The sequence below is a fragment of the Mesorhizobium sp. WSM4308 genome, assembly GCF_002294905.1.
In the GTDB taxonomy this organism is placed as follows: domain Bacteria; phylum Pseudomonadota; class Alphaproteobacteria; order Rhizobiales; family Rhizobiaceae; genus Mesorhizobium.
In genome coordinates this window covers 15,820-37,795 of the sequence record NZ_NSFW01000014.1, presented here as the reverse complement: position 1 = coordinate 37,795, position 21,976 = coordinate 15,820, and the positions used below count along the sequence as shown (strand labels likewise).

The 21,976-nt window shown below is 59.6% G+C and carries 12 protein-coding genes and 3 pseudogenes; 8 read left to right on the top strand and 7 right to left on the bottom strand.

The genetic code is table 11. From position 1 onward, the window contains the following. Positions 1-498: 498 nt before the first annotated feature. From CK227_RS24075 to CK227_RS24070, 3 genes are all read right to left on the bottom strand, one after another. Complete coding sequence (locus tag CK227_RS24075) at positions 499-2,340, bottom strand: type II toxin-antitoxin system HipA family toxin (RefSeq protein WP_095774647.1); 1,842 nt, start codon at positions 2,338-2,340, stop codon at positions 499-501. A gap of 386 nt (positions 2,341-2,726) precedes the next feature. Continuing rightward, a complete protein-coding gene (locus CK227_RS36280) occupies positions 2,727-3,011 on the bottom strand; it encodes a hypothetical protein (protein WP_143750520.1) in 285 nt (94 codons plus the stop codon). A 283-nt stretch (positions 3,012-3,294) separates the two neighbouring features. Further along, positions 3,295-3,816 (bottom strand): EF-hand domain-containing protein, encoded by a 522-nt coding sequence (locus tag CK227_RS24070; RefSeq protein ID WP_095774648.1) that lies wholly within the window; start codon positions 3,814-3,816, stop codon positions 3,295-3,297. A gap of 843 nt (positions 3,817-4,659) precedes the next feature. Here CK227_RS24070 and CK227_RS24060 point away from each other — a divergent pair. Further along, positions 4,660-7,995 carry an AAA family ATPase gene (locus tag CK227_RS24060; RefSeq protein WP_095774649.1) on the top strand — a complete coding sequence of 1,112 codons (3,336 nt, stop codon included), beginning with the start codon at positions 4,660-4,662 and terminating at the stop codon, positions 7,993-7,995. Between the two features lie 538 nt (positions 7,996-8,533). Beyond that, entirely contained in the window at positions 8,534-9,766 is a 1,233-nt protein-coding gene (locus tag CK227_RS24055; protein ID WP_095774650.1) for a serine hydrolase domain-containing protein, read from the top strand. 1,173 nt (positions 9,767-10,939) lie between these two features. On the opposite strand, the gene CK227_RS24040 is transcribed toward CK227_RS24055, so the two are convergent. Then, positions 10,940-11,305 carry a low affinity iron permease family protein gene (locus CK227_RS24040; RefSeq protein WP_095774653.1) on the bottom strand — a complete coding sequence of 122 codons (366 nt, stop codon included), beginning with the start codon at positions 11,303-11,305 and terminating at the stop codon, positions 10,940-10,942. An 82-nt stretch (positions 11,306-11,387) separates the two neighbouring features. Next, entirely contained in the window at positions 11,388-11,900 is a 513-nt protein-coding gene (locus CK227_RS24035; RefSeq protein WP_095774654.1) for a ferritin-like domain-containing protein, read from the bottom strand. Between the two features lie 869 nt (positions 11,901-12,769). Here CK227_RS24035 and CK227_RS24025 point away from each other — a divergent pair. From CK227_RS24025 to CK227_RS37380, 4 genes and pseudogenes are all read left to right on the top strand, one after another. Next, complete coding sequence (locus CK227_RS24025; RefSeq protein ID WP_095774693.1) at positions 12,770-14,719, top strand: PrkA family serine protein kinase; 1,950 nt, start codon at positions 12,770-12,772, stop codon at positions 14,717-14,719. A 19-nt stretch (positions 14,720-14,738) separates the two neighbouring features. Beyond that, on the top strand, positions 14,739-16,052 hold the full coding sequence (locus tag CK227_RS24020; protein ID WP_095774655.1) for a YeaH/YhbH family protein: 1,314 nt from the start codon (positions 14,739-14,741) through the stop codon (positions 16,050-16,052). Between the two features lie 12 nt (positions 16,053-16,064). Then, complete coding sequence (locus CK227_RS24015; RefSeq protein WP_095774656.1) at positions 16,065-17,606, top strand: SpoVR family protein; 1,542 nt, start codon at positions 16,065-16,067, stop codon at positions 17,604-17,606. Between the two features lie 44 nt (positions 17,607-17,650). Next, positions 17,651-17,889 (top strand): annotated as a pseudogene (locus CK227_RS37380) (hypothetical protein); the annotation flags it as partial. Positions 17,890-17,961: 72 nt separating this feature from the next. On the opposite strand, the gene CK227_RS24010 reads toward CK227_RS37380, so the two are convergent. Together CK227_RS24010 and CK227_RS24005 are read right to left on the bottom strand one after the other, a co-directional pair. Then, positions 17,962-18,372 carry a hypothetical protein gene (locus tag CK227_RS24010; protein ID WP_095774657.1) on the bottom strand — a complete coding sequence of 137 codons (411 nt, stop codon included), beginning with the start codon at positions 18,370-18,372 and terminating at the stop codon, positions 17,962-17,964. Between the two features lie 94 nt (positions 18,373-18,466). Continuing rightward, positions 18,467-19,020 (bottom strand): annotated as a pseudogene (locus CK227_RS24005) (thiamine pyrophosphate-requiring protein); the annotation flags it as partial. Between CK227_RS24005 and CK227_RS24000 the strand changes: the two are divergent. Both CK227_RS24000 and CK227_RS23995 read left to right on the top strand, forming a co-directional pair. After that, positions 19,015-19,480, top strand: a pseudogene (locus tag CK227_RS24000) (thiamine pyrophosphate-dependent enzyme); the annotation flags it as partial. The pseudogenes CK227_RS24005 and CK227_RS24000 overlap by 6 nt on opposite strands. A 99-nt stretch (positions 19,481-19,579) precedes the next feature. After that, positions 19,580-21,973 (top strand): FdhF/YdeP family oxidoreductase, encoded by a 2,394-nt coding sequence (locus CK227_RS23995; protein ID WP_095774658.1) that lies wholly within the window; start codon positions 19,580-19,582, stop codon positions 21,971-21,973. Positions 21,974-21,976: the final 3 nt, after the last annotated feature.

Here is a 21,976-nt window from a genome sequence, read left to right as displayed (position 1 = left end):
GTATGTCTTGGGTGGATTAGCAACTGCCGCCTTTAGCCAGGAAAGCGACAATGGTCGATACGGTTCCTGCTCCGCGGCTGCCCGGGGAGGCGTTTTTCCGGGCCAAGAGTGACCGCCGAGATCGTCGGCTGAGCCACGGTGGCCGCGCGCGGGCTGGCCAGCTTCTCAGACAGGCCGAGGAGGCTGCTTGAACCCTGGATCATGCGACGGCGTTAAGCCACCGATCAGGCCGGATCCCTCGCATCGCAGATATCTGACCCGGACTTGCTGACATTCGTAGATACATATGTACCAATCTTGTGGGTTTGCGACCAAACCATCGATTGGAAATCCTTCTGTCTTCCCAGCACTAGTGGGTCCAGCTCAACATCAGTTTCCGAAGCATTGAGATAATTCGGCAACTTTCTGACTTGGTACGCTACTAGCACGGCCATCTTGGTCTTCAGCGAGAATTCGTCTCGCTTGTTCATAGGTCGCCCTGGAAATACAATCCATACGCTATTCAAAAGTATCAAGGCGCTCGCGGACAATCTCGCGCATCTGCGCTGCCCGTTCAGCGCCGACTGAACCATCTGTCAGCGGCAGCGGCAGCACAAGGTCGTCCAGCCCGCGTGCGAGTGATGCAATCAGTTCATCGATGGCCGTGTCCGCCGCCGCCGCCGCAATACCCGCGGTCGCCGAGAAACGCCGGAAGTCCGCTCTCTTCAGCCGTTCGTCCTTGCCGGTGATTTTAAGCGCCATGTGGTCATGCTGCAGGTTTGGAAACATCCGCGTCGACACCGCGTCGTAGAGCGGCGCCAGGCGAACCGAACTGAAATCTCCTCTGCCAGGTTCAGCAATTTTCAGCACTGCCATGTTCTTCAGATGCATGTCGCCATCTGCGATCAGCCACGCAAACAGCGCCCGCCTCAAAAGCAGCAGAAGGTCCGCGTCTGCGTCGGTCGAGAGGAGGCGAAGTGCGCCAGCGATCCGTTCCATGGTGCCAGTGTATTTATCTTCCGTACGCACGCCCAGGACCGACGCCATGTCCTCGAGCGCCAGGCGGCGTACGTCATCAAGGCTGGTGCGGATATCGAACCTTTCAACCGCCAGGGCGTGCGGCATGCCATCGGGCATAGCAACGAGTGCAATCGCCGGAACGGTGAAGCCAGCCGCGCGGCCGAGTACCATGGATTGCCATTCGATTGCGGGCAACGCCTCGAATCCCGACGTGCCGGACGGCTTCAAAATATGCGTGAACGGCTTGTTCGTACTCGGCATCAGCGTGCCGTCAGCATCGAGGAACATTGGCGCCTTGATCTGCACGCCCGAGAGGCGCGGTGTCGCGCCTGTTGCGAACATCCTCGCCAGGTTCTGCTCAAACGTATCGTGGATGTCGCCGCGACCGGGACCGGCATAGATCCCTGTGAACATATGCTTCGTCGTGAAGGTGTTCAGCCGCGTCAGCAAAACCTCTGCCGGCAGGACCGTCAGCTCGCTTACCCGCTCCACGATCGCGATATTCGACATATAGCGCTTGCCGGTGCGCAGCTCTGCCCGTTTGTCCGGGTAATTCAGCACACGGCCTAACCAGCCTTCCGGCAGCAGCGATTCAATGAAGGGTGGCAGTCTGCCGGGTGTAGTCTGCCGCACGAGCGGCGGCCCGTCCGGATCGGCTCCATGCCATCGCCATTCGAAGCCATCGTGGACCAGCTTGCCGATCGGCGCCCCGTGCCAGGCCACAATCAGGTCGAGCACGGCCAGGTTGGCGACGGCGACCGCCGCGACCGGCTTGCGTTTGAGGAAGCGTTCGGCAGCACTCCCTTCATCAATCCAGTCGTTGTCACGGGCGAGCTTGAACACGGCGTCGGCGGCGCTGTCTGGACTGCCGTATTCTTCGATTAGACGCGCGGCGATTCCTTCTTTGATCGGTTCGTCGAACGAGGCCGCATGTTCGCTACGGATGCGGAAGGCTTCCAGAAAACGCTGCCGTAGCGAAGACACGTCCACGCGCAGTTCGCCCATCTCGTCGCCCACAATCGCCTGCGCGACAGACGGATGGGCTGGCGCTTTGTTTTGGATGATTTCGAGCGTGCGGATACGCTGCCTGTGCACGCGGCGGCCGGTCAGGAACAGGCGGCCATCGCGCGTCGGGCCGAGCAGTACGGCGCTGGCGGCCGACAGGTAGCTGTTCGGATGGAGGTATTTGGCGAGGCGTACCGCGTAGGTCCGCACCATCTGGTCTATGTCGTCGTCGGCATCGACGTAGATACCGCGCATTAGCTGGACGAGTTTGCCAGCCACCGCCTGACGGTGACCACGCATTTTATCGATGTTTTCGCCGACGAGATGGAGAGGCATCGATGTAACTTTCCCGTATCTCAGATACGGGAAAGTTACTCGTTTTCTCTCAAATTTCAAGCTCCATGAAACTATCCCGCATTTCAGATACGCGATAGTTTCAGCAGCGGCATTGCCAAGCATCCCCACTTAATTCGTAAGTCACTGATTCTTAGACGAATTCCATCTTCGATTCCCATAATTCCAAGCAGAAGGGAGAAACACGCGCTCCAGCAAATGCCCGGACTAACCAGCTAACCTTGTCGCCGCCAACAATATGCCGCCACGCGCTGGTTGACATGACGGCAGTGCTGCCCAAGCGCGGAAAGAAGAGGCGCACCGCCGCAAAACCTTGCCGAAAGGCGAGGATTCGCCGCGGTCAGACCCGCAATAGGCTGGCACCTCGACTAGATGCAGCCCGTCAGGCTTTGGCAGGTGCCTTGCGGACTTTCTCCGGGGTGACTTGAATGAGCAGTCGTCGTCGCGGCCACCGCACGGGCAGCCCGTTTTGGTTTTTCTGCCGCAGCGGGTGTAGGCGCAGCCGCCTTGCGCCCGAGCCCTATTGATTTCGCCAGGGCCGATGCAAGGCGCGCGATGTGTTCATCATCGCGGCCAAGGGCAAAGATCTTGCTGAGCCAAGTTGTGATAACCCAGGCAAAAGTCCGGACGGACTGGAAGAGACGATCGTTCATTGTGGGCCTCCTAATCGAGATAGTTGGTCCCACCCATGATCCGGCAGAAAGCGTATGGCGCTTGAGCAGATCCACCGCGTCAGGCGATGTCGTGCAGCGAACGTCTCGAGAGTTGGGCGGATCTCCCTCGAACAGGATCCGAACCGGCGCCTCCCGACGGTGCTCCAAACCGAGTATCCGCTGTTAGAGCACGCGCGGTTAACCGCCGCGACAGCTCGCCGATCACAGTCGCTTTCGAGGATCTCTGTCCTCCGTGCCGCCGGTCCGGGACACCGGCAATGGATTATTCCGGTGGCTGATCGGACGCTCCATGGAAGAAAGTTTGAATTTCTTCCATGTCGATATTGCCATCGCCGTTGTTGTCGACAGCGTTAAATATCCGCCCAACCAAATCTTGAACCTCGTTCTGCGACAGCGCGCCATCGCCGTTGGCGTCCATTATCGCAAACATCATGCGCATCGCTGCGCCATGCATCATCCGGGCTCCCATACCATGGCGGCCCTCCCTCATGCTGCGTCCTTCAGGCGGACCCTCTCGGAAGTCGCGGTGCCATCGGCCGCCGCCGCCCCGTTCTGCTTGGGGGTTGCGGTCCTCTTGCATTCTTTCCTGCATCATTTCACGCATCATCTGACGCATCATTTCACGCATGGAGCCCTGGGTCTGGGCGTTTCCCGGAGATTGTTCGGCTCCCTGCTGCTGTGCCGGTGATGCTGGTGTGGGTGTCCCGCCCATCTGCGCCAGCGCTGGCGAGGCCAACAGTGTCATCATCACGGTAGCCGCCATAGTTGCGGTTGCTGGTCTCATTATGTCCTCCTTTGGACGATGGACGCCGAACGTGTCGGCATCAAACCAAAACCCGCTGCTCTTCTCATGGTTCCTCTCAGGTCAGCCGATGACTGTTGCGAAAGCGCGCCGCCGCGAAGCCGGGCGCGGAACGGACCATTTCCAGTGAGCGACCTCTTGAATCGTCGCTTATCTGTTTCGGCTGGCCCGCCATTGGGCGGGAAGCCGCGACACGCTGATGATGCGGAGCCGCCGCTGATATCGAGTAGCGTAGCCGTGCTGTTGCGAATATTGAAGCTGGAGTGCGATCTTTGCTTTTGGCGGAACGAGGGCTCTCAGGAGAGAGTCACTGTCTTGGGCTATCGGATGACGGGATCAAGCCCGCGCTAGCCAAAAACGTGCGAACCGCCGTGCGAACCTCCTGCGTCTGTCCAACCAAAAGATGTCCGCCAGTGTTGTAGATGATCAGCTTGGCACCGGGAATCTTGCCTGCTGCGAACTCAGCTGCCGGCAGCGTGTTAACCGCTGATCTTACACAATAGGAGACGGTCGTTTTCCGGCCCCATTGACGGCCTTTCCGCCTCGATGATCGCGCGCCGTTTAATCAGCCATATGTCAGCATGGATCGCCCGCCGGCAATGGGTCGCCGTTTGACGCGGATCCGTTCAGTTTCGCGCGCGGAAGGAACGGCGGCTTTGCTGCCAAAAGCTATCACTGCCGCGGCAACCATGCCGGGCTCGAAGCCCCCCAAATTCTTCCAGCGGGAGCTCCAGTTCCGATAGAAATCGGGGTCTACAGCATTTCCTTGTCATCTGAGTTAGTATTGCAGCTGAGGAACCGGAATTCAGCCTTGGGAGAGGTGGTGTGGACGTTGCCGCTTGGTTGCGAGGCCTCGGACTCCAGCAATACGAGCAGGCCTTTCGCGACAACGCGATCGACGCGGAAGTCCTGCCGGAACTGACCGATGCCGACCTCGAGAAGCTCGGTATGCTCCTCGGTCATCGCAAGCGATTCCGCAAGGCGGTAGTGAGGCTGCCGTCGTCAAGCCATCCCGACGCGAGCATCGATGACATCGCGGCTCAGAGCCGCACCCGGGAGCTAAGCGTGGAGCGTCGACAGCTGACCGTCATGTTTATGGATCTCGTCGGCTCGACGGCGCTGGCGACGCGTCTGGATCCCGAGGACCTGCGTGAGATCATCGGAGCGTATCACCGGTGTGTTGCCGATACGGTCGCCCACTTCGGCGGCTTTGTCGCCAAATATATGGGCGACGGAGTTTTGGTGTATTTCGGCTACCCGCAGGCGCACGAGAACGCCGCCGAGCAGGCGGTGCGCGCTGGTCTTGCTCTCGTCGATGCCGTCAGGCGAATTGCAGAGCCCGAGCCGTTGCGGGCTCGCATAGGTATCGGCACCGGGCAGGTCGTCGTTGGCGATCTGATCACCGCCGGCGAAGGGCAAGAGCGCGGCGTCGTGGGCGAGACGCCGAACCTCGCCGCCCGCCTACAAGCTCTCGCAGAACCCGGAGCGGTCGTGATCGGGCCGCAAACGCGGCAGCTGGTCGGCGATCTTTTCGAATATCGCGATCTTGGCGCCCTCGAGGTGAAAGGCTTTCCGGAGCCGATTCATCCCTATCAAGTGGTTCGTGAGAGCGCTGTCGAAAGCCGGTTCGAGGCAATGCATGGGACGACGCCGACGCCGCTGGTCGGGCGTGAGGAGGAGGTCGACCTGCTTCAGCGCCACTGGCAGCGCGCGAAAAGTGGTGAAGGTCGTGTGGTGCTGCTCTCAGGCGAGCCCGGCATCGGAAAGTCGCGCCTCTCCCTCACCTTGCAGGAGCGGATCCAGAATGAGCCACACACTCGCTTGCGCTATTTCTGTTCGCCGCACCGTCAAGACAGCGCGCTCCACCCGACCATTGCGCAGCTAGAACGCGCCGCCGGGTTGGAGCGCGACGACCCGCCTGAGAGAAAGCTGGATAAGCTTGGCGCCCTGCTTGCCCCGGCCTCGTCGGAGGACGGTGCGCTGCTGGCTGAGCTGCTGTCGTTGCCGACCGACGGCCGTTTCCCGCCTCTCCAACTGGCGCCGCAGCGTAAGAAAGAGAAAACCTTCGATGCGCTGCTCAGGCAGCTCGAAGATCTGGCGCGACAAGGTCCGGTGCTGATGCTCTTCGAGGATGTGCACTGGATCGACCCCAGCTCGCGCGAGCTGCTCGACCTAGTCATCGAGCGGGTGCCGCGCCTGCCGGTTCTGCTTCTCCTCACCTTCCGCCCCGAGTTTCAACCACCGTGGATCGGGCAGTCGCACGTCACGGTTATGGTCCTCAATCGGCTCGATCGTCGTGAAGGTGCCGCGTTGGTCCAGCGGGTCGTCGGCACCGGAGAGCTGCCGAGCGACGTGGTCGCGGAGATCATCGCGCGCACGGATGGGGTGCCACTGTTCGTCGAGGAGCTGACCAAGGCGGTGTTGGAGGGCGGGAACGCCACGGCAGTGCTCTCAAGAGCTGGTGCGACGGCGTTGAACGTTCCCGCCACGCTGCATGCCTCGTTGATGGCGCGGCTCGATCGCCTCGGCTCAGCCGTTAAGGAGGTCGCGCAGGTCGGCGCGGTTCTCGGTCGGGAGTTCTCCTACGAATTGCTGGCAGCAGTCGCACAGCGAAATGCCGCTGAGCTAAACGGCACACTGGATCAACTCGTCGGCGCCGGTCTGGTGTTCTGCCGGGGGACGCGGCCACTGGCCACTTACCTCTTCAAGCATGCGCTCGTTCAGGACGCAGCCTATGGGACGCTGCTGCGTGCTAAACGCCAGGAGCTGCATAAGCGGGTCGCAGATGTGTTGGAGGAGAAGTGGACCGAAATCACTGAAGCGCAACCCGAGCTCCTCGCGCACCACCTTCAGCAAGCTGGGGATTGGGCGGGCGCGCTCGATCACTGGCAAAGCGCGGCAGGGGCAGCCGTAGCCCGAGCTGCCACTCGGGAAGCCGTGTCGCACTTTGCCAGTGCTATCGATTGCAGCAAAAGACTTGGCGATGTGTCCGGCGGCGCCGAACGGATGACACGTCTCCACCTTGCGATGGCCAACGCCTTGATGCAGGCCGAGGGGTATCGGTCTGAACGCCTTGAGAAGACGCTTGAAGATGCTCGTCTTGCTGCCGCGAAAACTGCCTCGGTCGAATTGCAATGTGACGTTGCGCTTTCACTCGCTCCATTATTTTATGCCACTGGGCGCAATCAAGCTTACCTGACCCTGGCCGATGAGCAGCTCGCAAACTGTGCCGATCTCCTTCCAGCGGCCCATCTGGGTAGTCTTTGGGCTACCAAGGGGATGGCTCATTCCAATCGGGGAGAGCAGCCGCAGGCAGCGGAAGCTTTGCGCAAGGCCTTGGATTTGCTTGATCATGTTGACCCAAGTCCTGGTATCTTGTTCGCCGGTGCGGATCAACCCCGTGTCTCTTCCCAGGAATATTTCAGCGAAACGCTGATCACATTGGGTTTATTTGATGCTGCAGTCGAAGAGAAAGAGCGCCTAATTCGAAATTTTAACCAGGTCGATAAGCCTTTCGACCTCGCGTGGTGTCTTCTCGCCCAGTGCGAATTGTGCGCGCTACTTGGGCAATACAAGGAACTCCTTGAGAACGCTACGAAGATCGTCGAGATTTGCGAACTGCATGGCTATACGGCGCGTCGAAGCAGCGGCGTCAGGTGGCGTGGCCATGCCCGCTCGCATTTAGGTGAACTGGATGCCGGCATCAATGACGTCTGGGAGAGTTTGGTTATCTGGCGTGCGCAGGGCGTCGTATTTCATACCCCTGAGAAAGCATGCGAACTTTGTGATCTTCTCCTGCGGGCCGGTCGCATAGAAGACGCATCGCAAATGCTTGATGATGTCGATACCCTCATTTTCCACACGGACGAGGCGAGCTATCTAGCAGAATGTATACGCCTTCGTGGCCAGATTGCCGCGGATAGAAGTGACCTGACGGGTGCCGCGCACCTATTCGAAACAGCAATTGCCACTGCCCGTCGTCAGCAAGCGAGGCTTTTCGAGCTTCGCGCCGCAACGCAACTGGCACCAGTTCTGGCACGGCAAGGTCGTGTGCATGAGGCGGCGACGCGTCTGCAAGCGGTGGTCCACAGATTTAACACTAGGTATCCGATCGTCGACCTCATCGCGGCACAAAGGGCGCTGGACGCCCTGAGCCGTTGAGGTCGGCGTCGGTTCCGACAACTAGTTTGCATTGATGCAAGCTTGGCTCATGCGCAACCGAGACGCGCGTTCGTTCGTTTGGACTGGAATGTAGCGGAAGTTGAGATGAGACGTTCACGCTTGTCCCCGCGTAAGCGCGAACATGGCGCGAGCGCGACTTCAGCATGGTCGGCTGCGATATCTGCTTTCGGGCGGAGGCAAAATCGGCCTCTGCGGCCGAAATAGGACGCGTTGCCGTCGTTCGCGAGAGGCGGCGGAGGGGGCTTCATTAAATCCTTGGGCCATGAACATGTGACCATAGAGAAACGTTAGACGGATGTGGATTCCGGCGCTAGTGGCATCCAAGGACCTTATCCAAGTTGCGGGCTGTGGCCAGCCAGTCCACCGCGGTCGACTTGCCGTTTGCTAAATTTGGGCTTCCTGAGAGCAGACGTCGTCGGCAGCTTCACTGAAGTTCAAGCAGGCAACTATTGGCAATAATGCGGGGAGAGCGCAGGATTGTCCAAAGGGCCTCCGCCTGCGACAGGACATTGGCGCGATGGGTCAATTTGGTAGCGAACCAGTTCGTGATCCTGCGAACCTCGGCTTCGACAAGGCGCGGCTGGCGCGACTGAAACGGTGGATGCAGCGCTACGCCGACACCGGGCGCTGGCCTGGTGGTGCGGTGCTCATCGCGCGCCATGGAAAGCTCGCCTTCTTCGACTGCGCCGGGCATGCCGACGTCGGAGCCAAGCGGCCTTGGCAGCGCGACCTCATCGCCCGCATCTACTCGATGACCAAGCCTGTCACGGCCGTCGCACTATTGATGCTGTACGAGGAGGCGCGCGTGCATCTCGACGATCCGGTCGAGGCATACCTGCCGGAATTCAAAGACGTGCAGCTTCTGATACCGGGCGCAACGTCGCTCGACCAAACCGTGCCCGTCAAGGCGAAGATGACGATCCACCATCTGCTCACCCACACATCTGGCCTGAGCCTTTTTACGAACCCCCGCCTGCTCGGCGAGGCTTATGCCAAAGAAACACTTGGCCTCGCCTTGGCCTACGGTGGGCTCGACAAGATGGTCCGCAGGATCGCCGAGCTGCCATTGGAATGGGAGCCGGGCACGAGGTGGCAATATAGCGTCGGGTCCGATGTCATCGGCCGCATCGTGGAAGTCGTCTCCGGAATGACGCTCGACAAGTACTTTACGACGCGAATCTTCGAGCCCCTCGGAATGACCGACACGGGCTTCTCTGTGCCGGACTCCGGGATCAGCCGTTTTCCCCCGCTCTATGAGGCTACGGCTGGTGGGATGGCGTTGCACGAGGCGCCGGAGGTTTCGGCATGGCGGCAAGGCAAGGTTGATACGTTCTGCGGTGGAGGCGGGCTCGTCGGAACCATCGACGATTATTGGCGGTTCGCCGAAATGCTGCGCGCTGGGGGTGAAGTCAGCGGCGAACGCATCCTCAGTCCCCGCACCTTGAGATTGGCGGCGTGCAATCACCTATCGGGAGATCTTGCCTCGATGGCAACCGAAGTTTGGGCCGAAACCCAGTTTGACGGCGTCGGGTTCGGCCTGCTGGGCTCCGTCGTCCTCGCTCCGGCGAAGGCACAAATTTCGGCGCAGGTGGGCGACTATGGCTGGGGCGGGGCGGCAGGCACCTTCTTCTGGGTAAGCCCGGTCGACGACATGGTTGTCATTTTCTTCACGCAACTGCTGCCTTCAAGCGCCATTCCGGTGCGCAAAGAGCTGCGCGCGCTCGTCCATGGTGCGCTGACAGGGGCCTGAGACTCGTCAACAGAAACTGCGCGGAGCAACTTGCGCACACATTACGACGTCATTGCCATTGCATGAACATTTCGTAAGGTTGGTGAATAATCTATCCAGGCGTTCCCTTGAGATGATCGCAAACTGACGACTGCCACGAAGGTCGGAATCTTCCATTGCTGAGTTGCTTCCAGTGCTCGAATCTGAATAGCAACGGAAGTGCTGCGATCATGCCGTGGCCGCGTTTGCCGCATGGCTGCGTTGGAATCCAGCCCGGTGTGTTGTCGACGAGCACTACATCCTTGCAGCGACCCTCGTGTTGAAACCAGCCAGGATCTGCTCGGCCAAACGGGCATAGTTGCCATCAAAGTAATAGTCGCCGCTTGTCTTGATCACCTCGACACCTCTCGAGGAGAGCCCGTGGCAGAATGTGTCTGTCTCCTCATCCCGTAGAAACATTGCACCAACTTTGAAGGCACCTGCTCGATCGCTGTTGCGATCGGAACGGCTTCCGAACTGGGCGCAGCGCCAAGCCACCCTTTGACCTGAGTCGCCCAGTCGGCTGCATTCGCGAACTCAAGCAGCGAAATCTGCGCGACATGGGATTTCACCCCAGTGGCGAGGTCGTTGTAAACGGAGGGGAGGACGTCAGCGCCAAAGGAGTAGCCGACCAGTGCGACGTCTTTGGCGTGCCATTTTTCACCGTATGTCTGAATCACCGCAGTCAGGCCGCCGCCGTCTGTTCGGGCTCGATCAGGGAAGCGCCGAGATACCGCTAACGTCGCCGAGATTGAAATGCGGTTGGACAATTGAGGTCACTGCATCACTAGCGATACTGCCGACAGACTGAACACTCATCGGCATGCCTGCACGTTGGAGCGAGGCAAAATAGGTGCGCGCTTCTTTCGACTTGGCGGGCGTAAAACCAAGATCCCAAAAGCCCTGCAGGACCTCGGATGGTCCGTACGCGAAGCCGCCAAGCTGAGGACACGAGGGCGCCTCCGCGCAAAGCAGACGCTCGCTGGGAAGAACCGCGCTCGGATCCACAGAAACAGCCACGACCACCGTGTGGACGGGAGCTTGCGCCAGAATGGCCCCTGACAGCGTTCCACCGGCATTGACACCAACCAGAATGGGAAAATGGTACTGGCGGTTCGGCGATTCCGTGAGTTTCCGTGAGACGCCGAACCGCTCTTAGGCCCTGGCCACACGCTTTCTCTTTGCTTCGGCGCAGCGGGCCCGGAACTCGTCGACCTCGGCCTCCGTGAGGTGCTCGATACCGATGAAGTCGTTCTTGGCTCTACCCGAACGGATCAGCTCGTCGAGCTTGGCCTGAATGGCCGCCCCGTCGCGGTTCTGGGTGTTCTGGATCAGGAACACCATCAGGAACGTGATGATCGTGGTGCCGGTGTTGATGACGAGCTGCCAGGTTTCGGAATAATGAAAGACCGGTCCGGTTCCTGCCCAGACCAGAATCGAGACCAGGCAAAGGGCGAAAGCCCAGGGCCTGCCGGTGGCGTGCGCGACGGCCTGCGCCATACGGTTGAATGCTTTTTCCATGCCATGATCTCGATTGCAGGCGTAAGCTCCAAGGATGGGCTCGGGGAAGACAGTGTTGAGGGAGGAAGACTCAGCCTCCGCCCTAGGCCGCTTCGGCGGCGACGTTGACGGCGGATTCGGCAAGCTCGGTGAGCGCGGCGTCCGTCTCTTTCTCCTCGCCCAGCGTCTTGTCGAGAAGATTGACTGCCTCGGTAAGACCGAGCTCCGAAGCCCAGGTTCTGAGCGTGCCATAGCGCGAGATTTCATAGTGCTCCACCGCTTGCGCCGCCGCCAGCAAGCCGGCATCGAGCGACGGCGAGCTCTTGTACTCTTCCATGATCTCGGCGCCTTCCTCTGTAATGCCCACGATGGCGGCGCACGTCTTGCCGACCGGCTTCTTCTCGATCACCTCGAACACCTCCTCGAGGCGCGCGACATGCTCCTCGGTCTGGCCGCGATGCTTTTCAAAGGCAGCCTTTAGGTCATTGCTCTGCGCCGCCTTGACCATCTTGGGAAGCGTCGCCAGTATCTTCTTCTCAGCGAAATAGATGTCCTTCAACGTGTCATGAAAAAGTTCATTCAGGCCTTTCTGCGAGGCTGTTTTCGTGGTCGCCATGTCTCGGATCTCCTGGTGGTGGGGTTGGTCCGCCTCAACTCGATGCGAGACGACTTGTTCCTAAAAGAATTCAGCCACGGCAAGGCCGAAAACTATCATTTGTTATTGACTACCATCGACCGTTATTTCGGCTGAGGTCTGGCACGTCCGGGGAGGGAATACTGCTGGCGTTCGTCGAAGTGTTCATCCAGTTCCGAAAGCCGATTCATCGGAAGTGCGACGCCATTTTCCGACGGGGGACGCTCTCGGTCAGGGGCGGCGTTTGGTCGGATGCTTTTTCGTCCCCACGGTCTCGATATCTGGCAGCGCCACAAGGCTTCCGACGCCTTCGCACTGACCACACGCGGCCAGTACACAGGCTTGACGTCCCAGCCGGCAAAGGGTGGCGAGGTCCTCATCGCGACAAAGCGGGAGGCCAATCGAAGGTCGCGGATGCTTTTCGAAGGGCGCGCGTTTTCAGCTCTACCTGGCACTACTCCTCGCCGGATATTAGGAGTTTGCCAAGCTCAGGCCGGATTTTCCGTTCGTCGCCGACGACCTCATGGGGCCGTTCGACCATCTCCGGTTGGAGGAAGTTTTCCGCCTCTTCGGCGAAATGGCTAGCGTGGGCCAAGTCTTGGCGCGTATCTATCGGCCCACCCGTTAGATCATGACTTCGGCGCGGGTTGCGTGCTGGCGCTGGCGCAGACGCGATGGTCTCGCCAAGCTGACAGGTGCTGGACCCACCGGAGCATTTTTCGAGACAGTCGGGCGTCTCACGAGGTGGTGCCGGATTGCATGCACTCTCCTTCCCGGGAAGGGAACCACAATGCATTCCGGTAGTTAAATAGGTGGATGAGCCGATTGGCAGCCTGTCGAGGCAAGGCATCATGCGCGAGCATCAATCAGACGTCTTCGATCTGTTTTCGGAGATTTATTCCAACGCGGCCCAGGAAGAGATCAGCCTCCAGCAATACCTGTTAGCCTGCCGAGAGGACAAGTCCATGTACGCCTCGGCCCCGGAACGCATGGTCGAGGCAATCGGCGAGCCAAACCTGGTCGATACCAGCAAGGACGAGCGACTCGGCCGCATTTTCTCCAACCGCACCGTCAAAGTGTATCCCTCCTTTTCCGACTTCTACGGAATGGAAGACACGATCGAGCGCATTGCCGGATATTTCCGCTACGCCTCGCAAGGCCTCGAGGAGCGCAAGCAGATCCTCTATCTCCTGGGTCCGGTCGGCGGCGGCAAATCCTCGCTCGCCGAACGGCTGAAGAAGCTAATGGAGCAGCGCCCGATCTACACGCTCAAGGTCGGCAACCAGATCAGCCCGGTCTTCGAATCGCCGCTCGGCCTTTTCCATCCCGACCGCATGAGCGATCTGCTGGAAGACAAATACGGCATAGCTCGCCGCCGCCTGAACGGACTGATCTCGCCCTGGGCGGCCAAGCGCCTGGACGAACTGTCCGGCGACATCTCCAAATTCAGCGTCGTCAAGCTGTTGCCGTCACGGCTGCGCCAGATTTCCATAGCCAAGACGGAGCCCGGCGACGAAAACAATCAGGACGTCTCGGCCCTGGTCGGCAAGGTCGACATCAGGCAGTTGGAGAACTTCAGCCAGTCCGATCCGGATGCCTATTCCTACAGCGGCGGCCTGAACCGGACGACGCAGGGCCTGCTCGAATTCGTCGAGATGTTCAAGGCGCCCATCAAGGTGCTGCACCCGCTGCTGACGGCGACGCAGGAAGGCAGCTACAACGGCACCGAGAATTTCGGCGCCTTCCCCTACCAGGGCATCGTCGTTGCCCATTCCAACGAATCGGAATGGCAGCAATTCAAGAACAACAAGAACAATGAGGCCTTCCTCGACCGCATTCTCGTGGTCAAGGTTCCCTATTGCCTTCGCGTCACCGAAGAAAGGCAGATTTACGAGAAGCTGCTGCGCGAAAGCGAACTGGCGAACAGCCCCTGCGCGCCCGAGGTGCTGGACATTCTCAGCCGCTTCACCGTCTCGACCCGGCTTGCCGAGCACGACAATTCGCCGCTCTACACCAAGATGCGCGCCTATGATGGCGAGAACCTCAAGGAGATCGACCCGAAGGCGAAGTCGGTCCAGGAATATCGCGACGCCGCCGGCGTCGACGAGGGCATGACCGGCGTCAGCACGCGCTTCGCCTTCAAGATCCTGTCACAGACCTTCAACTACGACACCAAGGAGGTCGCCGCCGACCCCGTGCACCTGATGTACATCCTCGAGGAGGCGATCAAGCGAGAGCAATTCCCGAAGGAGACGGAAGCCGCCTATCTCGAGTTCATCAAGTCGGAACTCGCAACGCGCTATGCCGAGTTCATCGGTCATGAGATCCAGAAAGCCTATCTGGAGTCCTATAGCGAATACGGTCAGAACCTTTTTGACCGCTACATCGCCTACGCCGATGCCTGGATCGAGGATCAGGACTACAAGGATCCCGACACGGGGCAGATCCTCAATCGCGAGGTCCTAGACAAGGAATTGTCGCAGGTCGAGAAACCCGCCGGCATCGCCAATCCCAAGGACTTCCGCAACGAAGTGGTCAAATTCGCCTTGCGCGCCCGCGCGCGCAACCATGACCGCAACCCGTCCTGGACGAGTTATGAAAAGCTTCGCGAGGTCATCGAGAAGCGCATGTTCGGCCAAGTCCAGGACCTTCTGCCGGTGATAAGCTTCGGCTCCAAGCAGGACAGTGTCACGGAGAAGCGGCACAACGAATTCGTGCAGCGGATGGTGGAGCGCGGATATACCCAGCGGCAGGTCCGCCGGCTGGTCGACTGGTACATGCGCGTGAACAAGGCGGGTTGAGAGACGCCCGAACGGTGCCATGCCGATCCTCATCGACCGCCGCCTGAATCCGAAGGACAAGAGCCTTGGCAATCGCCAGCGCTTTCTCAGACGCGCGCGCGAAGAGCTCAAGCGCAGCATCCGCGACAAACTCCGCACCGGCGGCATCGCCGAACTCGACCGCGAGCATGCGGTGCCGATCCCTCGCAAAGGCACCGGCGAACCGACCTTCGGCGACGACAAGGAAAGCGGCCGGCGTCAGCACATCCTGCCCGGCAACCGGACATTCAGCTCTGGTGATCTTATCGCCAGGCCGGGCGGCGGCGGCGGAGGCTACGGATCGGCGCCCGGTACCGTCGAATCCGAAGACGACTTTCGTTTCGTGCTGTCGCGCGAGGAAGTGCTCGACCTTTTCTTCGAGGATCTCGAGCTTCCGGATCTGGTCAAGCTCAACCTCAAGCAGGTACTGAGCTTCAGGCCGAGACGGGCAGGTTTCACGGCAAGCGGGGCGCCGACCAACATAAATGTCGGGCGCACAATGCGAAACAGCCACGGGCGGCGCATCGCGCTCAGACGCCCCAAACAGGCGGAGCTCGACGCGATCGTCCACCACATTGCCGAGCTGGAAGCCAAGCCGGCAAGCGCCCTGGTGCGCGAACGCATCGCCGCCCTGCGCGAGGCGCTAGACCGGCTCGAGCGCCGGCGCAAGCGAATTGCCTATGTCGATCCGGTCGACATCCGTTTCAATCGCTTCGATCCCCAGCCTGTGCCCAATGCGAACGCCGTCATGTTCTGCCTGATGGACGTGTCGGGATCGATGGGAGAGCGCGAGAAGGATCTGGCCAAACGCTTCTTTGTGCTACTGCACCTTTTCCTGACACGGCGCTATGAACGCACCGACATTGTCTTCATTCGCCACACCCACGAGGCTCAGGAGGTGGACGAACATACCTTCTTCTACCACACTGAAAGCGGCGGGACCGTCGTCTCCACCGCCCTTGAGGAAATGCACCGCATCATCGAGCAGCGATATCCGGTCGCCGAATGGAACATCTATGCCGCCCAGGCCTCCGACGGAGACAACTTCGCCGCCGACTCCGAGCGCTGCATAGAGCTGCTCGACCGCAAGCTCATGCGGCTTTGCCAATATTTCGCCTATGTGGAAATCATCGACGAGCGGGAAAGCCACATTTTCGGCGCGACCGAGAACGGGACATCGCTCTGGCGCGCCTATAACGCCGTCGACGGCAAATGGCCGAACTTCCAGATGAGGCGCATTGCCTCCCCGGCCGACATTTATCCGGTTTTCCGCCAACTCTTCGCCAGGCAGCCTGATCTACGCAAGAGCGCGTGAGGGACTTGGGCAATGGTCAGTCAGGCGCGTAAGTCCGAACTACTGTTTTCCGGGTCGGACTGGAATTTTGCGAAACTGGCGCGAGTCTACGATGAGATCGAGGCGCTCGGCCTTGAAGAGCTTGGTCTCGATATCTATCCGGTGCAGATGGAGGTCATCTCTTCCGAGCAGATGCTCGACGCCTATTCATCGGTGGGCATGCCGCTGATGTATCGGCATTGGTCGTTCGGCAAACGTTTCCTCTACGACGAACTTCTCTACCGCAAGGGCGCTCGCGGCTTGGCCTACGAACTGGTCATCAATTCCAATCCCTGCATCGTCTACCTGATGGAAGAGAACACCATGGCCCTGCAGGCCCTGGTGACCGCGCACGCGGCGCTGGGCCACAACCATTTCTTCAAGAACAATCATCTCTTCCGTCAATGGACAGATGCCGGCGGCATCCTGAGCTATCTCGATTTTGCCAAGAGCTACATAGCCCGATGTGAGGAACGGCATGGCCTGACCGCAGTGGAGGCGATCCTGGATTCCGCCCACGCGCTGATGGAGCAAGGCGTCTTCCGTTACCGGCGGCCACCGAAGCTGTCATCGGAACAGCAGCGCGAAGGGCTGCGCGAGCGCCTCGAATACGAGGAGCGTTCCTTCAACGATCTCTGGCGAACGCTGCCGCCCTCGCCGGGTAAGAGCAAGCCGGAAGCCGACGAAATTCTTGCAGAGCGGAAGAAATCGCTCAAACTTCCGGAGGAAAACCTGCTCTATTTCCTCGAGAAGAACAGCCTCGTCCTTGAGCCCTGGCAGCGCGAGATCATCCGGATCGTGCGCATCATCGCGCAATATTTTTATCCGCAGCGGCAAACCCAGGTGATGAACGAAGGCTGCGCCACTTTCGTGCACTACACGCTCATGAACACGCTTTTCGACCGTTGCCGCATCAGCGAAGGAGCCATGCTCGAGATCTTGCGCAACCACTCGAACGTCGTCTTCCAGCCGGCCTATGACGATCCGCGCTATTCGGGCATCAATCCCTATGCGCTGGGTCTGGACATGATGCAGGATATTCAGCGCATCTCCACCTCGCCGACTGCAGAGGACCGCGACTGGTTCCCAGACATCGCCGGCCGCGGCGACTGGCGCGATACCTTGCTCGATGCCTGGGCCACCCACCGCGACGAATCCTTCGTCCGCCAATATCTGAGCCCGACGCTAATCCGGAAGTGGCGGCTATTCATGCTGGCCGACAGCGCCGACGAGCCGCACTACGAAGTCGCCTCGATCCACAACGAGCGTGGCTATGCCAAGATACGGTCAGCGCTCGCTCAAAGCTACGACGTGGGGGCGAGCCGGCCCGACATCCAGGTGATTGACGTCGATCTCCTAGGGGACAGGCGTCTGAGGCTTCAACACACGGTGAAGAATGGCATCATGCTCGAGGGCGGAAGCCGCGACGCGACCTTGCGCCATATCCGAAACCTTTGGGGCTACGAGGTCAGCATGGTGGCACTGGATGCTGAAACCGGTGCGATGCTCAGCGAACGCTCGACAAAGGAAATGTGAGATCGGAGGCCATCCCCTGAATATCCGAACATATTAGAATAGAATATGTGACGACGAAGACTTTTCTGTTGAAGTTAGGCACAACACGCTACGCCAGCTGCCGGATTTCGAAGTCCTCGAGAACGCCGGACTGCTTTCGAAGGAGAAGCTGCTGGCCGGGGACATTCCGGCTGGGCTGGCCAACAGTAGGGCGAGGTTGATGTCGTTGAGGAGCAGGTGTCCTGAGCGGGCGTTGGCGCGTTGCGACCACGGATGGTCGATACCTGAGGGTCAGGACGAATAGGGGAGCCGGTCAGTCTCGGCTTCCGGCTCCAGCGGCTCATGCAGGTCCTCTATACTCCCGACTTCCGTCGATTCAGCGTGTCGCGGTCGATAACCCAGATGCCACGCGCTCGCTTGCGCTTGAGAAAACAACGAAGGCGAATATCAGCACGGCGGCAGCCACGATCAGTGAACCAACGGCGACGACGGGCTCAATTACCGTATAGCCTTGGTGCAGCATAAGATACAGAGCTGGCAGCATTACCACCAATCCGACGTTGTAGAGGCCGTAGTGGACCATTGCGGTTCTCCGCGCCGCCTTTGCCGGATTAAGAGCGTAGTAGCCGCCAAAGATTGCGCTTGTGACCCACCCGAGCAGATTGATGTGTGCATGGGCAGGAAATGCACCGTGGTCGCCCGAGATTGCCATCTGCAAGCCGGCGCCGATCCCCAGAATGAGCCATACGACAGCTGTTTTAAAGAAAAGATCTGAAACCCTAGGCATGACACTTTCCTCCCGAGAATGCCGATTTCAACAGGCTGATATTAGGTGTTACTGAAAAAGCAATGCAATCCAAATCAAGGACCCTTCCACAAAAGCGCCATGTGTCCTTCTTCTGCTTCAGCAGCGGCAGCAAGGCCTCGAGTGTTTCGGCTGCATAGCCCACGAGACTGACGTCCATCGGATAGCGCAGTGACATCATGCCTGGTGCGAGATCGATCTGGACGCCTTTGGCCTGGCCTTCCTTTGGCAGAAACTCGGCGCAGGCAAAGCCCGAGCCGATCACCAGCAACGTGGCGCAGTCGCGCATGAGGTTCCAGGAAGGCTCGGTGCCCAGCAGTCCAATCGATCCGGTTACCCATGGCAGGGAATCGGGCAAGACCGCCTTGCCCAGCAATGCCTTGGCGGCACCGGCGCCCAGCCGGTCTGCAAACTCGATCACCTGCTGCCTTGCGCCGAGAGCGCCAGCGCCAACCAACATAGCTATCCGCTTCCCGGCGTTGAGAACATCCGCTGCTGTCTTCAGGTCATGGGCCTGCGCTCTACCGTTGGGGGTCGATAGCCTACTCCGGAATGTACGGTGCCGTGGGCCCGCGGTGGCTCTTCATAGCCCATCTCCTGGAGATCATTCGGCAAGATAAGCGCGGCGACGGCGCCATGCAGATGAATGACATGGCGGAGCTGATTACTGTCGCGAAATATTGGAAGAACTGGGAGGACAGCCGGTTGGTCATCTGCGTTTTCAACAACCAGGATCTCAACCAGGTGACATGGGAACAGCGTGTCATGGAAGGCGACCCTAAATTCGAGGCCTCGCAGCAAATTCCCACGTGCCCTATCATCGCTTCGCGGACCTGATCGGGCTGAAGGGGCTGTTCGTGGATCGCCTCGAAGCACCTGGCGGAGCCTGGGACGAAGCCCTCGCGTCCGATCGCCCGGTCATCCTCGAGGTCAAACCGATCCAGGAGTGCCGCCGCTCCCCCCGTACTTTCACTTTCGACCAGATCAGGAACCTGCCTCGTCCCTCGCCAAGGGCGACCCCGAAGAGATGGGCGTCATCCGTGGAACCGTCCGACAGGTGCTAAGTTCTATATTGCCGGGGCAAGACTGAATGGTCGGCGATTGAACGTTCGGCACGTCAACGAATGAGGTCGTGACGCGCCAGTGAAGCGAGACCGAAAGCGGCGTCGGCTACGCGAGCGAGGCGGAAATGACATCAAAGACACGGTCCCCAACCATCCAACCATATAAGGGACCCGCTGGTGGCTGGGGGTCGGCGAAATCCGTCGCAATGATTAACGCGAGAGAACGTGTCCTCTTACGGGACCCAAAGCTCCTTTCGAGCCAAAACAAGCCTGAAGGATATATGTGCGTCAGCTGCGCCTGGGCAAAGCCGGCTCAGCCACATCCGCTTGAGTTCTGTGAAAATGGCGCCAAGGCTACTGCGTGGGAGACGACGTCGCGTCGAGCGGGTCCGGCATTTTTTGCCAACCACACGTTGGGCGAGCTGGAGACCTGGTCGGATCACGACCTGGAAGAACAAGGTCGCTTGACGCATCCCATGCGCTGGGATGCAGCGAGCGACAAATACGTTCCGGTCGCCTGGTCCGATGCCTTTGATGAGATTGGGAGAGAGTTGCGTTCTCTCGATCCTCATCAGGTTGATCTCTACACGTCCGGGCGTGCCTCGCTTGAAACCAGTTACATGTACCAGCTGTTCGCACGCATGTATGGCAGCAACAATTTGCCTGACAGCTCCAACATGTGTCACGAGAGTTCCTCTGTGGCGCTCCCGGAAAGCATCGGTTCATCCGTCGGGACGGCGATCCTGTCCGATTTCGAGAACACCGACTGCATTTTCTACATCGCGCAGAACGTTGGAACATCGTCGCCTCGGATGCTTCATGATCTCCAGGACGCCGTCAACCGGGGCGTCAAGATCGTCACCTTCAACCTGCTGCGCGAACGGGGGCTGGAGCGCTTTGTCAATCCGCAATCGGCACAGATGCTGACCGGGAAAGAGACAAAGATCTCGTCGGAATATTATCAGGTCAGGAATGGCGGCGATATCGCGGCACTGTTCGGGGTATGCAAGGCGCTGATTGAAGCTGACGACGCCCTCAAGGCATCAGGCGCAAGCCGCGTGGCGGGGCAGGACGGGAAGCCGAAGGACCAGGAGAATGCCGCGATGGTCGCCTTTGCGGCCTCGATGGCCTCGGCAGACAAGAAGCACGTGCTCGATCACGATTTTATCCAGGAACACACCAGCGGTTTTGAGGAATTTGCTCAGGCTGCGCGAGCCCATCAGTGGGAGGAACTCGAACGCGTGTCGGGTCTCAGCCGCTCAGAGATGATGCAGGCTGCTAAAACTTACGCGAACGCCAGCGCCGTCATGATGATTTATGGCATGGGCCTGACGCAGCACCTCATGGGTGTCGAGAACGTTCACATGGTCTGCAACCTGGCGCTGCTGCGCGGCAATATCGGCAAGCCCGGAGCAAATATCTGCGCCGTGCGGGGCCATTCCAACGTGCAGGGCCAGCGCACCGTCGGGATCACCGAGAAACCTGGGCTGGCGCCGCTGGACAAGCTTTCCGAGCTCTACGGCTTTGAGCCACCGACATGGACGGGCCGCTCGACGGTCGAGACCTGCGAAGCGATCATCAACGGCCAGTGCCGCGCGTTCGTCAGCCTGGGCGGAAACTTCCTGAAAGCGATACCCGACACGGCCGCCATGGAAGAGGGATGGCGCAAGCTGCGTTTGAGCGTGCAGATCGCGACAAAGCTCAACCGCAGCCATGTGCTGCATGGAGAGGTCGCTTATCTGCTGCCGTGCCTGGGGCGCATTGAAGTCGACCAGCAGGCAAGCGGTCCGCAGGCGGTGTCAATTGAAAGTTCCATAGCTCATTTTCATGGCTCTCGCGGCAAGGCGAAACCGGCCAGCTCCGAGCTTCTCTCCGAACCTGCCATCGTTGCGGGCATCGCGAAGGCTACCCTCGGACAAACGAAGGTTCCGTGGGACGCCTGGGTCGGGAACTATGCGCAGATACGAGACGCCATCGAGCGCACTTACCCGGAGACGTTCAAGGATTTCAACAAGCGGCTTTTTCAACCTGGCGGATTTGCCAGGCCGTTGCCCGCGCGAGAACGCAAGTGGGTGACGAAAACGGGAAAGGCCAACTTCATCACGCCGCACAGATTGTTTCCGGAGTTCTCCACATCGGGGAGGGCCGACGTCCTGCATCTTTCGACACTGCGATCCAACGACCAATTCAACACCACGATCTACGGCTACAGCGATCGATTCCGTGGCGTTGAAGGCACTCGCCGGGTCGTGTTCATGAACGGCGAGGATATTAGCCGGCTGGGCTTCGTCGATGGCGAGCACATCGATGTGACGACGGCGATCGACGATAATAACATTCGTAAGATCACTGGCCTGAGGATCGTTCAGTACAACATTCCGAAGGGATGCTGTGCGGCGTATTACCCCGAGGCAAACCCGCTTTTCCCTTTGGCTCATCATGATCCGAAGGCAAAAACACCTTCCTATAAACTTCTACCTGTGCGCCTTACCAGATCGAGCCTTAATCCGGACGGCTAATTC